Genomic DNA, 14053 nt, shown 5'->3' on the forward strand with positions numbered 1-14053 from the left:
CCTTATATTTTTTTGATATTATGTAATGGTAACGCTATCATGACAGCTGTGATGACAATTTAAGAAAACGCCTGATTTTAAAGGGGGCTGTTTGTTGTTTTCCACCATGTTTCGTTGTATAATAAAAAAGCTATTACGTTGAGGTGATCAATATGGATAAAATACGCGTAGAAGATTTAACATTCTCTTATGATGGAGAAAGAAATGCAGTCAACCATGTATCTTTTTCAGTTGAAGATGGAAGCTATACAACGATTATCGGCCATAACGGAAGTGGAAAATCCACGATTGCAAAGCTGCTGATTGGTTTATTAGAAAAAGAAAGCGGCAATATATATGTAGATGATCAGGCATTAACTGAAGAAAATATTTATGATATCCGTGATAAAATCGGTATCGTATTTCAAAATCCGGATAACCAGTTTATTGGCGCAACCGTGGCAGATGATATTGCGTTCGGTTTAGAAAATCATCAGGTAGAAACAAGTAAGATGCAGCCAATCATTGAACGTTTTGCGCAAAAGGTAAACATGAGTGCTTATATGAACAGTGAACCTACCAAACTATCTGGCGGACAGAAACAGCGTGTCGCAATCGCTGGTGTGCTGGCAATGTCACCTCAAATCATTATTTTTGATGAATCCACAAGTATGCTGGATCCTCAGGGAAAGGCTGAAATTAATGAACTGATTCAGGAAATTCATAAAGAAAGCAAAATGACAATCATATCTATTACACATGATATAGAAGAAGTTGCACATAGTGATGATGTCATTGTCATGGATGATGGTAGAATTGTCATGCATGGAAAACCCGAAGAAATCTTATTACAGGAAGAAAAACTGATTGATTTAAAATTAGATATTCCTTTTTCATTAAAGTTCACAAAAGCATTACAGAAACAAGGCATAGAAATTGAGGCCTGTACAACAATGGAAAGGTTGGTGGATGAAGTATGCCGATTACATTTCGACAAGTAGAACATACCTATCAAGCCGATTCACCATTCTCATATGCGGCATTAAAAGGTATAGATTTAGATATTCAGGAAGGAAAAGTCACTGCCATTATCGGAGAAACAGGCAGTGGAAAAAGTACACTGGTACAGCATTTAAACGCCTTATTGCTACCAACGGGTGGAGAAATTGAGATATTAGATAAGACAATTATCGCCAAAGAGAAACCTAAAAATCTAAAGGCCTTAAGAAAACAGGTGGGATTGGTTTTTCAATTTCCAGAATACCAGTTATTTGAAGAAACTATCGCAAGAGATATCAGCTTTGGACCAAAAAACTTTGGTGTCAGTGAAGAAGAAGCATTACAAAGAACAAAAGATGTGTTAAAAGTTGTTGGCTTAGATGAAAGCTATATGGAAAAAAGCCCATTTGATTTATCAGGAGGGCAAAAACGAAGAATCGCAATTGCCGGTATTTTGGCGATGGATCCAAGTGTCCTTGTATTAGATGAACCAACAGCTGGACTAGACCCACAAGGCGCAAAAGATATGATGCAGCTGTTTCAGGATATGAATACCAAATATCATAAAACAGTATTGATTGTGACACACGATATGGAGCATGTATTAAACTATTGTGACCGTGTGGTAGTCGTAAAAGATGGATATATCAAAAAACATTGTGATGTACAAGCGTTCTTTGAAAATATAAATTTATTAAAGGAGTTAAGAATCAACCCACCAGCAGTGATTCGTTTACGTGAAGAACTGCGTGCCAAAGGCTTTCAAATCGATTCATCCATTCTGGATATCGAAGCATTAGCTGAAGCGGTGGCAAAGGAGGTGAAGGCTCGTGGATAATATCGCATTAGGAAGATACCTTCCTTTAGATTCTATCATTCATAAGATGGATCCCCGTGCCAAAATCATGGCGATGCTGTTTGTGATGATTGCCATCTTTATTGATGCCGGATATATCGGTTATGCGATCATTGGAGCAGTTGTCATTGCCATTGCGCTTATGGGAAAATTAAAGTTAAGTTTTTTGTGGAGAAGTATGAAACCAATGCTATTCATGCTGGTATTCTTGTTAATCATCAACTTGTTGGTGATTAAAGATGGAAGTATCCTGTTTTCCATTGGCAGCTTTCATATATATAGTGGTGCCTTGTCCCAGACATTATATATCGTTATTCGTCTGGCATTGATGATTATGGTTACTACGATTTTAACAGCAACAACCAAGCCTTTACAGCTTACCTTGGGAATCGAAGACCTGTTAAAACCATTTCAGGTTATTCATGTACCTGCGCATCAAATCGCTATGATGATATCCATAGCATTACGTTTTATTCCAACTTTGATAGAAGAAACACAGCGAATCATGAAAGCCCAGGCAAGTCGTGGTGTAGATATCGAAGAAGGAAAATTAATGGAAAAAATTCGTGCAATCCTTTCCCTGATCGTACCATTGTTTGTTTCTGCATTCCAAAGAGCTGAAGATTTAGCGTATGCCATGGAAGCACGTGGCTATATACCAGATCGTGAAAGAACCAGATACCAGCAGTTGAAGATGTATGCGAAGGATTATATCCTGTTATGCGGCAGCGTGGTAATTCTGGCAGTTATGATTACTTTAAATATTCTATTATGAGATATCAGGCAATTGTAAGTTATGATGGCTTCGCTTATGGAGGCTGGCAGAAACAAACCAATACCAATTCGATACAGGAAGAAATAGAAAATGTGTTATTAAAAATCAACGGTTACGATACACCAATTACCGCCAGTGGCAGAACAGATGCGAAAGTACATGCAAAAGGCCAGGTGTTTCACTTTGACAGTGATCGTATATTGGATGATTTCCATTTTACCAGAGCAATGAATTCATTATTACCATCAGATATTCGTATACAGCATGTATATCAGACTTCAGATGACTTTCACGCGCGTTTTGACGCCTTTGGAAAGCGATATGACTATTTGGTAACCAATGATATCAAAAATCCTTTTTACGAGCGCTACATGGGGAAAGAATGGAAAACACTGGATATATCCATGATGCAGGAATGTGCACAGGTATTTTTGGGAGAACACGATTTCACAAGCTTTACCAGCAATAAGATCGACCCAAGAAAACCAAGAGTTAAGACCATACGAAAGCTGGAAGTTATTGCCCATCAAGACCATATCCAGATGATTTTTATAGGTACAGGTTTCTTGCGTTATATGGTACGTATGATTGCACAGACTCTCATTGAAGCCGGAAAACACAGAATCACAAAACAACAGATACAGGACATGCTGAATGCCAAAGATAAACATGCCTGTCGATATAAAGCAGACCCACAGGGATTATACTTAATAGAAGTATTTTATAATGAAGAGGACTATCTGAAAGGATAGTTTTTTTCTAATGATTCTGCGTTTTTGTGATATAATAATAGCCGATAAGAAGGAATAAGGTGAGATTATGCGAAAGACAAATTATCATATGCATACCAAACGCTGTATGCATGCTTCTGGTAGTGATGAAGAATATGTATTAGCTGCCATTGAGGGAGGATATGAAGAAATTGGATTTTCTGATCATTGCCCATGGAAATATGATTCAGATTTTGTGGCACATATGCGTATGCCATTATCCCAGTTTGATGATTATTATCAATCCATTGCGGCATTGAGAGATAAATATAAAGATCAAATCAGTATTAAAATCGGATTGGAATGTGAATATTTCCCTAAGTATATGAAATGGTTAGAAGAATTTAAAGAAGCAAAAGGCTTAGATTATATTATATTTGGAAATCATTATTATAAGACTGATGAAAAGCGTATATATTTTGGCACGGAATGTGAATATGATCATATGTTGAAAGCTTATATTGATGAAGCAATTCAGGGAATGGAAACAGGATTATATGCATATCTTGCACACCCGGATTTATTTATGCATGGTAGACGTAAATTTGATGAGCTTGCGGAAAAGGAAAGTGTGCGATTATGTGAGGCAGCAAAACATTTGCAGATTCCTTTAGAATATAATCTGAATGGGGCATTATACAATGATGTGATGAATGTGACACATTATCCACATCCTAAATTTTGGGAAATTGCTGCACATGTTGGAAATGATGTAATCATTGGTGTTGATGCACATGAACCTAAAGCGATGATGAATGATCGATACAGAGATGAAGCGATTGCTTATTTAACATCTTTGGATATGAATATCATTGATAAGCTGCCAGAAAAACATTAATTTTGTTTTTCACATACTTCTACATATTTTCTACAAAATTCTCTTATAACGCTAGTTTATACTATAGTCAGCAAGTGAGATAAGGTACTTGCTAAAATATGATAATTTCCCCTCAAAAATTATTTCATATTTTCTCCCTTTCAAAAACATAATAATTTTAAGCAAAAGAAGCATACTTCCCTCAATGCTTCTTTTGTTTTATATAGGTGCTTTTTCTTATCACATATTTCAAATGTAATTGTATTTGCATTCAACATAATCTAACATAATTTCTACAAACTTATACGCAAAGTATTTGTTATACTATAGTCAGCAAGTGAGGTAAAGCCACTTGCAGGTATGATAATTTCCCCTCAAAAAATTCATACTTTTCTCCCTTTCAAAAAATAAATTATAATAGAACAAAAGAAGCACTCCTCCCCTCAGGTGCTTCTTTTGTTTATGTTAAAAAGATATTCACATAATTGTCTGAATAAGTTAGTTAACAACAACATAATCTAACATAATTCCTACAAACTTGTACGTAAAGTATTTGTTATACTATAGTCAGCAAGTGAGGTAAAGCCACTTGCGGTATGATAATTTCCCCTCAAAAAATTCATACTTTCTCCCTTTTTAAAACTATAATTTACAGAAGAAGCGCTATTCCCTCGGCGCTTCTTTTGTATATATACATAGAATTCACAAAAAAACATGAATTTATTGAAAAAACTGAAAGTTTTAGTTGACTTCTTGCCAATTTAAATATAAACTATTAAATAGGCACTTATGCCTTTGTAGCCCCGGAAACTACATAGGAAAGGAAGTTTAAAGAACATGCGCCAAACAACATTTGCAAAACCTGCTGAAGTAGAACGTACTTGGTACGTTGTAGACGGAACAGGAAAGACTTTAGGTCGTTTAGCTACTGAAGTAGCATCTGTGTTAAGAGGAAAAAACAAACCTACTTACACACCAAACGTTGACTGTGGAGATTTCGTTATCGTTATCAACGCTGACAAAATCGAATTAACAGGAAACAAACTTGATACTAAAAAATACTACAACCACTCTGGTTACGCTGGAGGACTTCGTACACGTACTGCACGTACAATGAAGGAAAACTATACTGTTGAATGGGTTGAAAAAGCTATTTACGGTATGTTGCCTCACACTAAATTAGGTGACGTAATGCGTAAACACTTATTTGTTTACACAGGTAATGAACATCCACATGCAGCTCAGAAACCAGTTGAGCTGGAAATCAAAGGTTAGGAGGAATAAGAAATGGCAGCTAAGAAAAATACAGTAACTTACAATGGTACAGGACGCCGTAAAACTTCTGTTGCTCGTGTCTTTATGACTCCGGGTAAAGGTAACATCGTTGTTAATGGTAAAACATTAGAAGAATATTTACCTTTAGAAACTTTACGTATGGTTGTTCGTTCACCATTAGAATTAACAGAAACTTTAGATCAGTTTGATATCAAAATCAACGTTCAAGGTGGAGGATACACAGGTCAGGCAGGAGCTATGCGCCATGGTATCACTCGTGCTTTAATGGAAGCTAGTGCAGACTATCGTCCTGCATTAAAAGCAGCTGGATTCGTAACACGTGACTCTCGTATGAAAGAACGTAAGAAATACGGTCTCAAAGCAGCTCGTCGCGCTCCGCAGTTCAGCAAGCGATAATCGACTGCTCAGACTATATCAAAATGGTTCAAAAACCCCGGAAAATCAAGGTTTTCCGGGGTTTTACTATATCTAAACGGGATGATATGGTTTGACCAAATTTGGCAAAACGAGAGCCGTTTTCACCCAATTTTTAGTGGTCCGCAAGTGGTTAACTGGCCAAAAAGAGGGCGAAAAGAGGGGTAAGTGGTTCCCAAAGTGGTTAACCGAGAGCCGATTTTAGGGGTGCTTTTCAGCCCTCCTTCCCCTCGTTTTTTTGGCTGTGGCAGTTTGGCATAGTTTGAGCTAATTTGAATAATTGAATATGAATTTGATGTAGCACACAGTATAAATGCTGGGTGCTTTTTTCATTTCAGGAACTCGTATTCCGGCGATAGAAAGAGCCGTCACTTCACTGTTAATTTTGAAGTGGCGGCTTTTTCTATTTCCAGAAGCAACAGCAATAATTAGAAATGAGGTGAAGTCAATGAACACGCAAATCATCGCCATTGCCAACCAGAAAGGCGGCGTTGGCAAGACAACGACCTGTGCCAACTTGGGAATCGGGCTGGCGCAGGCCGGAAAGAAAGTCCTTCTGATCGACGGGGACCCACAAGGGAGCCTGACAATCAGCCTGGGAAATCCGCAACCGGACAAGTTGCCATTTACATTGTCCGATGCAATGGGCAAAATTTTGATGGATCAGCCTATACGCACTGGAGAAGGTATTCTGCATCATGCGGAAGGCATTGACCTGATGCCTGCGGACATCCAGTTATCCGGTATGGAGGTATCCCTGGTAAATGCCATGAGCCGTGAGACTATCTTGCGGCAATATCTGGACACGCTGAAGGGGCAATACTCCCATATTCTCATCGACTGTCAGCCCTCCCTGGGGATGCTCACGGTCAATGCGCTGGCCGCTGCGAACAGGATCATCATTCCCGTTCAGGCGGAGTATCTGCCCGCCAAAGGGTTGGAACAGCTGCTCTCCACGGTAAACAAGGTAAAGCGGCAGATCAACCCCAAGATCCAGATAGACGGTATCCTGCTGACGATGGTGGACAGCCGAACCAACTTTGCCAAAGAGATCTCCGCGCTCCTGCGTGAGACCTATGGCAGCAAGATCAAAGTATTCGGCACAGAGATTCCCCATTCTGTCCGGGCAAAGGAAATCAGCGCCGAGGGAAAAAGTATTTTTGTCCATGACCCTGGCGGCAAGGTGGCAGAGGGGTATCGAAATCTGACGAAGGAGGTGTTGAAACTTGAAAAGCAGCGCGAAAAAAATAGAGCTGGCCTCGGTAGATGATCTGTTCTCCACCGAAGAAGGCCGTCAGGATGCAAAGCTGGAAAAGATTCAGGAGATTCCGCTGTCTGAACTGCATCCCTTTAAGAACCACCCATTCAAAGTCAAGGATGACGAAGCCATGATGGAGACCGCTGACAGTATCAAGCAGTATGGCGTTCTGGTTCCGGTGATTGCTCGACCGGACCCGGAGGGCGGTTATGAGCTGGTAGCCGGACACAGGCGGCACAGAGCCAGTGAGCTGGCAGAAAAGGAGACTATGCCGGTCATTGTTCGGGATTTGGATGATGATGCCGCCACGATCATTATGGTTGACAGCAACTTACAACGAGAAAGTCTGCTCCCCAGTGAAAGAGCATTTGCTTATAAAATGAAACTGGATGCCATGAAACATCAAGGAGAGCGAGTGGATTTAACTTGTGCCCAACTTGGGCACAAGTCCGATGGTAGGAAATCCAGAGATGTTTTAGCTGAACAGGTTGGGCAGAGTAAAAATCAAATTCAGAGATTTATCCGCCTGACGGAGCTTATCCCCGAACTGCTGGATATGGTGGATGAAAAGAAGATTGCCCTGAACCCTGCCTATGAGCTGTCCTTTCTCAAAAAGGAGGAACAGGTAGACCTGTTGGACGCGATGGACAGCGAACAGGCTACCCCTTCTCTTTCTCAAGCCCAGCGGCTCAAGAAATACAGTCAGGAGGGGCATCTGACCCTCGATATGATGCGTGTCATCATGGGTGAGGAAAAGAAAAGCGATCTGGACCGAGTGACATTTACCTCTGACACCTTGCGGAAGTATTTCCCTAAAAGCTATACGCCCCAGCGGATGCAGGAAACCATCATCAAGTTGCTGGAGGCATGGCAGAAAAAGCGTCAGAGAGACCAGGAACGATGAAAGGAGCCGCCTATGAGGGATATTTCAGCCCGTGAGCTGAAAGGACACAACATTCTCGCCGTAGAGAGGTTTTGGGATAACACCCGCTGGATGATTGAGTTTTCCGTCCTGCGTCCCAGCACAGCTTACGGTAGTCCCGGAGAGGAAATGCGGTTGTTTTTAACCGAGGACGGGTATCAGGCCGCCCTGCAAAGCCAGCAGCGCCGGGAGATCAAGATCAAGCGTTACGCTCGTGTGATTGAGGGACATATCCTCGATTTCAAACCGGGAAAACACCGCCGCCACTCATAAACAAATCATTACTGCGAAAGGAAAGGATTGAAATGTGTACTGTAAAGGAAATCCGGGAAGCAATCCGGGAGGATTGCCATTCCCAGCATGGTATGGAATTTATAGAGATTGACCGTGTTCTGCAAACTCTGCCATTCTCTCAGGGAAATGACTTGTTGGATAAACCGCCCATTTCCAAGCGCCCCTACCGGCGCAGAAAAAGTGAACAAAACAGCTGACTGCCACAATTCTTTTTACAGGAGTGTGGCTTTTTTCATACCCTGAGAAATTTGGAAGGAGTGAGGTCGATGGCCGTTTTTCGCATTGAACGGACCCGTGATTATACCGTGATGAGCAATCATCATTTACGAAATGCAAATCTGTCGTTAAAAGCCAAGGGGCTGCTTTCCATGATGCTGTCTTTGCCAGAGGACTGGAATTACACCACCCGTGGTCTTGCAAAGATTTGTAAGGAGGGCGTGGATGCCATAGGCGCTGCGTTGCGGGAATTGGAGGCTGCCGGTTACATTGTGCGGCACAAACTGCGTGACCGCCAGGGACGCATCAGTGATACGGAGTATGTCATATATGAGCAGCCACAGCCGAAGAACCCGGATACGCCCCAGCCGGATATGGCTTCACCAGATACGGAAAACCCGGATATGGTAAAACCGGATACGGAAAAGCCCGCAGAATTAAATATAGAGAAATCAAATACAGAAAAAACAATTACTTATGGATCAAGTACCGATTCTATTCCCTTCCGGGAGGCAGCGGCAGCACAGCTGCCGGAACGGAAAGGAAGGGATGCGATGTCTGTCTCAGAGATGGAAAGTTATCGGGATTTGATTCTGGAGAACATCGAGTATGACCACCTGTGCCGGGAGTTTACCACCTACCGGGAGGACCTGGACGAGATTGTGGAGCTGATGGTGGAGACCGTCTGCGCTAAGCGGAAAACCACCCGGATCGCTGGCAGCGACTTCCCCCATGAGGTGGTCCGCTCCCGTTTTTTGAAGCTGGATTGCTCCCACATCGAGTTTGTCATGGAATGCCTGCGGAACAATACCACCGAAATCCGCAACATGAAGCAGTATCTGCTTGCGGTGCTGTTTAATGCGCCGACCACGATCAGCAACCACTACACCGCACAAGTTAACCACGATATGTACGCAGGCGGCTGGTAAACAGCCGCTTTTCTGCTGCCCGAAAATACCGGGAGAAAGGATTTTGCCATGAAACGACCTCTTGCCTACATTACGGCTCCCTGGAGCAACAGCCAGTATGAGAACGCCGAGAACGCTGCGGCCTACTGCCGTCAGGTGTACGATGCCGGGTATTCGCCCATCTGCCCGGTGCTGTTCCTGCCTACCTTCCTCAAAGACGAGATTCCCCAGGAACACAAGGACGGGCTGGATATGGCGCGGGACTACCTGCGCCGGTCCCATGTGCTGGTGGTCTGCGGCCACGGCATCGACGAGACCGTGAAGAATGACATTGCCACCGCCGAGCGCCTGCGGATCACCGCCACCACCCTGGACGGTATCCTGGCCGTGAAGGGCCAGGGACGCGGGAAAGGAGGTGCACGCCATGCCTGAGCGTAAGACCGTGGGCCAGCTGATGGAGGAAATGCGCCTCAAAGCCGGGGCGCAGAACTACCACGGCCATGAGTACATGGATTTGGAGCGGTTTGCCGAGGACACCCGGCACATGATTATCTTCGATGTGCTGACCGACGATTCCCCGGTGGGCTGGAAAGGTGAACGGAACCGCCTGTTTCTGACGGAGGCCGGATACCAGAAAAGCCTGGAGAACCAGGAAAAGGGCCACATCAAGATTCTCAGCCATGCCAAAGTGCGCCAGGGCCATCTGTACTATGACCGCTCCGACCAGCTGCGCTGAAAGGAGCCTGACATGCTGAAATACCTGCTGCGGCGGCTGGTGGTCCCACCTTAGTATCAAGTGCCACCCCTGCAAAATCCGTGGAAAGGAGGCGATGACCTATGCAGGAGGAAGTGGAAAACAGGACTTTGACGCTGGTAGTCAGCGGAACAAAGTTTACCGGGCGGTTGATGAAAGCCGCCATCACCAAGTACCTTGCCCACCGCAAGGAAAAGAAGCTGCAAAAGCAGAGAAGCCGTGACGCGCCTGTGAAGCCCCAGGGCAAGCAGACGGTGAAACAGCTGATTGGTCAGAACCAAGGGGTTTCCAACATCGAGATCACCGACCCCTCCATCAAGGAGTTTGAGAAGATCGCGCGGAAATACGGTGTGGACTATGCGGTGAAGAAGGACCGCAGCAGCTCCCCACCCAAGTACCTGATCTTTTTCAAGGGTCGGGACGCGGATGCCCTGACCGCTGCTTTTACCGAGTACACCGGGAAAAAGGTCAGGAAGGCGGAGAAATCCGAGCGTCCGTCCGTGCTGGCAAAGTTGAGCCAGTTCAAAGAGCTGGTGAAACACGCCGTCGTGGACCGGAACAAGCGGAAGGAGCTGGAACGATGAAAAAGCAGCTGAACATCAAAAAGCTCATTTTGCTGAACCTGCCGTATATCCTGATGGGGCTTTTCTCCACCAACTTCGGTGAAGCGTGGCGGATGGCCGTGGGTGCGGACGCTTCGGCAAAAATGCTCTCGTTCTTCTCCACGCTGCCGATGGCGCTGACCAGCTGGTGGCCCAGCCTGCACCCGCTGGACCTGCTGGTGGGCCTGTGCTGCGGCGGCGGCCTGCGGCTGGCTGTGTACCTGAAAAGCAAGAACGCCAAGAAGTACAGGCACGGCATGGAATACGGTTCCGCCCGTTGGGGAACCCATGAGGACATTGCACCCTACATCGACCCGGTATTCCAGAACAATGTGATTCTGACGAAAACGGAGAGCCTGACAATGAACAGCCGCCCCAAGGACCCAAAGACCGCCAGAAACAAAAATGTGCTGGTGATTGGCGGCTCCGGTTCCGGTAAGACCCGCTTCTGGCTCAAACCGAATCTGATGCAGATGCACAGTTCCTATGTGGTCACAGACCCGAAGGGAACCATTTTGGTGGAGTGCGGAAAAATGCTCCAAAGGGGCGCACCCAAGCTGGGGAAAGACGGAAAGCCTATGAAGGATAAGCACGGCAAGGTCATTTATGAGCCGTACCGAATCAAGGTCCTAAATACCATCAACTTCAAGAAGTCCATGCACTATAACCCTTTCGCCTATATCCATAGCGAAAAGGACATCTTGAAGCTGGTAACAACGCTGATCGCCAATACCAAAGGCGAAGGCAAGGCCGGAGACGATTTCTGGGTAAAAGCAGAAACCTTGTTGTACTGCGCGCTTATTGGCTATATCCATTATGAGGCTCCGGTGGAGGAACAAAACTTCTCCACCCTCATTGAGTTCATCAACGCCATGGAAGTCCGTGAGGATGACGAGGAGTTCAAAAACCCCGTAGACCTGATGTTTGATGCACTGGAAGCCGAGAAGCCAAACCACTTTGCGGTGCGCCAGTATAAGAAATATAAGCTGGCCGCTGGAAAAACAGCCAAGTCGATTTTGATTTCCTGCGGCGCTCGCCTTGCCGTGTTCGACATTGCAGAGTTGCGTGAGGTCACGGCTTATGATGAGCTGGAGCTGGATACTCTGGGAGACAGGAAAACTGCTCTGTTCCTCATTATGAGTGATACGGATGACAGCTTTAACTTCCTGATCTCCATGTGTTATACCCAGCTTTTCAATCTGCTCTGCGAAAAAGCCGACGATGTGTATGGCGGCAGGCTTCCGGTTCATGTGCGCTGTTTGATTGATGAGTGTGCTAACATCGGGCAGATTCCGAAACTGGAAAAGCTGGTGGCCACCATCCGAAGCCGTGAGATCTCTGCCTGTCTGGTGTTGCAGGCACAGAGTCAGCTCAAGGCGATCTATAAGGATAACGCAGATACCATCATCGGTAACATGGATACATCCATCTTCCTGGGCGGTAAAGAGCCGACTACCCTCAAAGAGTTGGCTGCCGTGCTGGGAAAGGAAACCATCGACACCTACAACACCGGAGAGAGCCGTGGGAGGGAAACCTCCCATTCACTCAACTATCAAAAATTGGGGAAAGAGCTGATGAGCCAGGATGAGCTTGCTGTTATGGATGGAGGCAAGTGTATCCTCCAGCTGCGCGGTGTGCGTCCTTTCCTTTCGGATAAGTACGACATCACCAAGCACCCCAATTTCAAGTACACTGCCGACGCGGATGATAAGAACGCTTTTGACATTGAAGCATTCTTGTCTGCAAGGCTGAAACTCAAGCCCAATGAGGTCTGCGATGTATATGAAGTAGACACAAAGGGCGCTTAATTTCGTTCCGCTTTAGAAGGGAGTGATCTTATCTATTCGCCGCACTTGCCCTCTATGGGCCATTGGCGTACAAAGCGGACAATCGCGAGAAAAAATAATGAAAAAGGAGGACAGCCGGAATCATGCCCCCGGAAACCGGGCGGCAGATTGTTCCGGCTTTTGTATGCCTATGAAACATGACAAACCTATTTTTTAATCAGATTCCGGCTAACAAACTATATGGCATTTTTTGAACAGGCAATCACCGTTCTTCAGACCCTCGTTATCGCGCTCGGTGCCGGTCTCGGTATCTGGGGCGTTATCAACCTGCTGGAAGGTTACGGCAACGACAACCCCGGCGCCAAGAGCCAGGGCATGAAGCAGCTCATGGCCGGTGCTGGTGTAGCCGTGGTAGGCATGGTCCTTGTACCTCTGCTCTCCGGGCTTTTCTCTGTCTAAGCGTCTCCGTATGAAATCCTTGCCGCTCCCGCAGCTTTGCGGGGGCGGCGGAAAGGAGGTTGACACCGTATGGATTTCTTACTTGAAGCCCTGACAAATTGGCTGAAAGAAATGCTGGTGGGCGGCATTATGAGCAACCTTTCGGGGATGTTTGACAGTGTAAACCAGCAGGTCGCGGATATATCCGTACAGGTAGGCCAGACCCCACAGGGATGGAATGGCAGTATTTTCAGCATGATTGAGAATCTGTCCAACTCCATCATGGTGCCGATTGCAGGCGTGATCCTGGCTATCGTGATGACCGTAGACCTGATCCAGATGATCGCAGACAAGAACAACCTGCATGATGTGGACACCTGGATGATTTTCAAGTGGGTGTTCAAATCAGCCGCTGCCATCCTCATTGTCACAAATACATGGAATATCGTGATGGGCGTCTTTGATATGGCGCAGAGCGTAGTGGCGCAGGCGGCAGGGGTTATCAATTCGGATGCGTCCATTGACATTTCCTCAGTTATGACCGATCTGGAACCGAGGCTGATGGAAATGGATCTGGGACCGCTGTTCGGACTGTGGTTCCAATCCCTCTTTATTGGCATTACTATGTGGGCGTTATATATCTGTATCTTTATCGTTATTTATGGCCGTATGATCGAAATCTACCTTGTGACTTCGGTGGCTCCCGTTCCAATGGCTGCAATGATGGGTAAAGAATGGGGCGGTATGGGACAGAATTACCTCCGATCCCTGCTGGCGCTGGGCTTTCAGGCGTTTCTCATTATCGTCTGCGTGGCAATTTATGCTGTGCTGGTGCAGAACATCGCTCTGGAAGATGACATCATCATGGCAATCTGGAGCTGTGTGGGCTACACCGTACTGCTGTGCTTTACACTATTCAAAACCGGCAGCCTCGCAAAATCAGTCTTTCAGGCGCATTAAAACGGAAG

The 14053-nt window shown here is 45.3% G+C and carries 18 protein-coding genes; all 18 read left to right on the top strand.

All coding sequences use genetic code 11. From position 1 onward, the window contains the following. Positions 1–152 precede the first annotated feature (152 nt). Entirely contained in the window at positions 153–980 is an 828-nt protein-coding gene (locus tag DW114_RS08860; RefSeq protein WP_117453418.1) for an energy-coupling factor transporter ATPase, read from the top strand. Further along, complete coding sequence (locus tag DW114_RS08865) at positions 956–1816, top strand: energy-coupling factor transporter ATPase (protein ID WP_117453419.1); 861 nt, start codon at positions 956–958, stop codon at positions 1814–1816. Before DW114_RS08860 ends, DW114_RS08865 begins: the two co-directional genes overlap by 25 nt. Then, complete coding sequence (locus DW114_RS08870) at positions 1809–2609, top strand: energy-coupling factor transporter transmembrane component T family protein (RefSeq protein WP_117453420.1); 801 nt, start codon at positions 1809–1811, stop codon at positions 2607–2609. The genes DW114_RS08865 and DW114_RS08870 overlap by 8 nt, the downstream gene beginning before the upstream one ends. Then, entirely contained in the window at positions 2555–3361 is an 807-nt protein-coding gene (truA, locus tag DW114_RS08875; RefSeq protein ID WP_270324618.1) for a tRNA pseudouridine(38-40) synthase TruA, read from the top strand. Before DW114_RS08870 ends, truA begins: the two co-directional genes overlap by 55 nt. 67 nt (positions 3362–3428) lie before the next feature. After that, positions 3429–4217 carry a histidinol-phosphatase gene (locus DW114_RS08880; protein WP_117453421.1) on the top strand — a complete coding sequence of 263 codons (789 nt, stop codon included), beginning with the start codon at positions 3429–3431 and terminating at the stop codon, positions 4215–4217. An 816-nt stretch (positions 4218–5033) separates the two neighbouring features. Next, a complete protein-coding gene (rplM, locus tag DW114_RS08885; protein WP_117453422.1) occupies positions 5034–5471 on the top strand; it encodes a 50S ribosomal protein L13 in 438 nt (145 codons plus the stop codon). A 12-nt stretch (positions 5472–5483) separates the two neighbouring features. After that, positions 5484–5888, top strand: a complete 405-nt coding sequence (gene rpsI, locus DW114_RS08890; protein ID WP_117453423.1) for a 30S ribosomal protein S9 — start codon at positions 5484–5486, stop codon at positions 5886–5888. 466 nt (positions 5889–6354) lie between these two features. Next, positions 6355–7176: a ParA family protein gene (locus tag DW114_RS08905; protein ID WP_117453424.1), complete on the top strand. Its 822-nt coding sequence runs from the start codon at positions 6355–6357 to the stop codon at positions 7174–7176. Then, positions 7133–8068 carry a ParB/RepB/Spo0J family partition protein gene (locus DW114_RS08910; protein WP_117453425.1) on the top strand — a complete coding sequence of 312 codons (936 nt, stop codon included), beginning with the start codon at positions 7133–7135 and terminating at the stop codon, positions 8066–8068. Before DW114_RS08905 ends, DW114_RS08910 begins: the two co-directional genes overlap by 44 nt. Before the next feature lie 12 nt (positions 8069–8080). Continuing rightward, entirely contained in the window at positions 8081–8359 is a 279-nt protein-coding gene (locus tag DW114_RS08915; protein WP_117453426.1) for a DUF5720 family protein, read from the top strand. Positions 8360–8391: 32 nt separating this feature from the next. Next, on the top strand, positions 8392–8577 hold the full coding sequence (locus DW114_RS08920; protein WP_097772906.1) for a hypothetical protein: 186 nt from the start codon (positions 8392–8394) through the stop codon (positions 8575–8577). Between the two features lie 69 nt (positions 8578–8646). After that, complete coding sequence (locus tag DW114_RS08925; protein WP_117453427.1) at positions 8647–9525, top strand: DUF6017 domain-containing protein; 879 nt, start codon at positions 8647–8649, stop codon at positions 9523–9525. Positions 9526–9573: 48 nt separating this feature from the next. Further along, positions 9574–9936 carry a hypothetical protein gene (locus DW114_RS08930; RefSeq protein ID WP_027644087.1) on the top strand — a complete coding sequence of 121 codons (363 nt, stop codon included), beginning with the start codon at positions 9574–9576 and terminating at the stop codon, positions 9934–9936. Next, a complete protein-coding gene (locus DW114_RS08935) occupies positions 9929–10240 on the top strand; it encodes a DUF5720 family protein (protein ID WP_117453428.1) in 312 nt (103 codons plus the stop codon). Before DW114_RS08930 ends, DW114_RS08935 begins: the two co-directional genes overlap by 8 nt. A gap of 101 nt (positions 10241–10341) precedes the next feature. After that, a complete protein-coding gene (locus DW114_RS08940) occupies positions 10342–10842 on the top strand; it encodes a PcfB family protein (RefSeq protein WP_050005939.1) in 501 nt (166 codons plus the stop codon). After that, positions 10839–12668: a VirD4-like conjugal transfer protein, CD1115 family gene (locus tag DW114_RS08945; protein WP_117453429.1), complete on the top strand. Its 1830-nt coding sequence runs from the start codon at positions 10839–10841 to the stop codon at positions 12666–12668. The genes DW114_RS08940 and DW114_RS08945 overlap by 4 nt, the downstream gene beginning before the upstream one ends. Positions 12669–12887: 219 nt before the next feature. Further along, positions 12888–13106 carry a Maff2 family mobile element protein gene (locus tag DW114_RS08950; protein WP_003525154.1) on the top strand — a complete coding sequence of 73 codons (219 nt, stop codon included), beginning with the start codon at positions 12888–12890 and terminating at the stop codon, positions 13104–13106. 69 nt (positions 13107–13175) lie between these two features. Beyond that, a complete protein-coding gene (locus tag DW114_RS08955; protein ID WP_024724981.1) occupies positions 13176–14045 on the top strand; it encodes a VirB6/TrbL-like conjugal transfer protein, CD1112 family in 870 nt (289 codons plus the stop codon). Positions 14046–14053 lie beyond the last annotated feature (8 nt).

Origin of the sequence: Absiella sp. AM09-50, assembly GCF_003433845.1 — a bacterium.
GTDB classification, from domain to species: Bacteria; Bacillota_I; Bacilli_A; order Erysipelotrichales; family Erysipelotrichaceae; genus Hoskinsella; species Hoskinsella hominis.

What these genes read in the sequence shown, in the direction of transcription:
- DW114_RS08915 (WP_117453426.1), top strand. Translation starts at nt 8,081, where the DNA reads ATGAGGGATATTTCAGCCCGTGAGCTGAAAGGACACAACATTCTCGCC.
- DW114_RS08950 (WP_003525154.1), top strand. Translation starts at nt 12,888, where the DNA reads ATGGCATTTTTTGAACAGGCAATCACCGTTCTTCAGACCCTCGTTATC.
- rplM (WP_117453422.1), top strand. Translation starts at nt 5,034, where the DNA reads ATGCGCCAAACAACATTTGCAAAACCTGCTGAAGTAGAACGTACTTGG.
- DW114_RS08860 (WP_117453418.1), top strand. Translation starts at nt 153, where the DNA reads ATGGATAAAATACGCGTAGAAGATTTAACATTCTCTTATGATGGAGAA.
- DW114_RS08955 (WP_024724981.1), top strand. Translation starts at nt 13,176, where the DNA reads ATGGATTTCTTACTTGAAGCCCTGACAAATTGGCTGAAAGAAATGCTG.
- DW114_RS08930 (WP_027644087.1), top strand. Translation starts at nt 9,574, where the DNA reads ATGAAACGACCTCTTGCCTACATTACGGCTCCCTGGAGCAACAGCCAG.
- DW114_RS08940 (WP_050005939.1), top strand. Translation starts at nt 10,342, where the DNA reads ATGCAGGAGGAAGTGGAAAACAGGACTTTGACGCTGGTAGTCAGCGGA.
- DW114_RS08880 (WP_117453421.1), top strand. Translation starts at nt 3,429, where the DNA reads ATGCGAAAGACAAATTATCATATGCATACCAAACGCTGTATGCATGCT.
- truA (WP_270324618.1), top strand. Translation starts at nt 2,555, where the DNA reads ATGCGGCAGCGTGGTAATTCTGGCAGTTATGATTACTTTAAATATTCT.
- DW114_RS08945 (WP_117453429.1), top strand. Translation starts at nt 10,839, where the DNA reads ATGAAAAAGCAGCTGAACATCAAAAAGCTCATTTTGCTGAACCTGCCG.
- DW114_RS08865 (WP_117453419.1), top strand. Translation starts at nt 956, where the DNA reads ATGCCGATTACATTTCGACAAGTAGAACATACCTATCAAGCCGATTCA.
- DW114_RS08905 (WP_117453424.1), top strand. Translation starts at nt 6,355, where the DNA reads ATGAACACGCAAATCATCGCCATTGCCAACCAGAAAGGCGGCGTTGGC.
- DW114_RS08935 (WP_117453428.1), top strand. Translation starts at nt 9,929, where the DNA reads ATGCCTGAGCGTAAGACCGTGGGCCAGCTGATGGAGGAAATGCGCCTC.
- rpsI (WP_117453423.1), top strand. Translation starts at nt 5,484, where the DNA reads ATGGCAGCTAAGAAAAATACAGTAACTTACAATGGTACAGGACGCCGT.
- DW114_RS08925 (WP_117453427.1), top strand. Translation starts at nt 8,647, where the DNA reads ATGGCCGTTTTTCGCATTGAACGGACCCGTGATTATACCGTGATGAGC.
- DW114_RS08920 (WP_097772906.1), top strand. Translation starts at nt 8,392, where the DNA reads ATGTGTACTGTAAAGGAAATCCGGGAAGCAATCCGGGAGGATTGCCAT.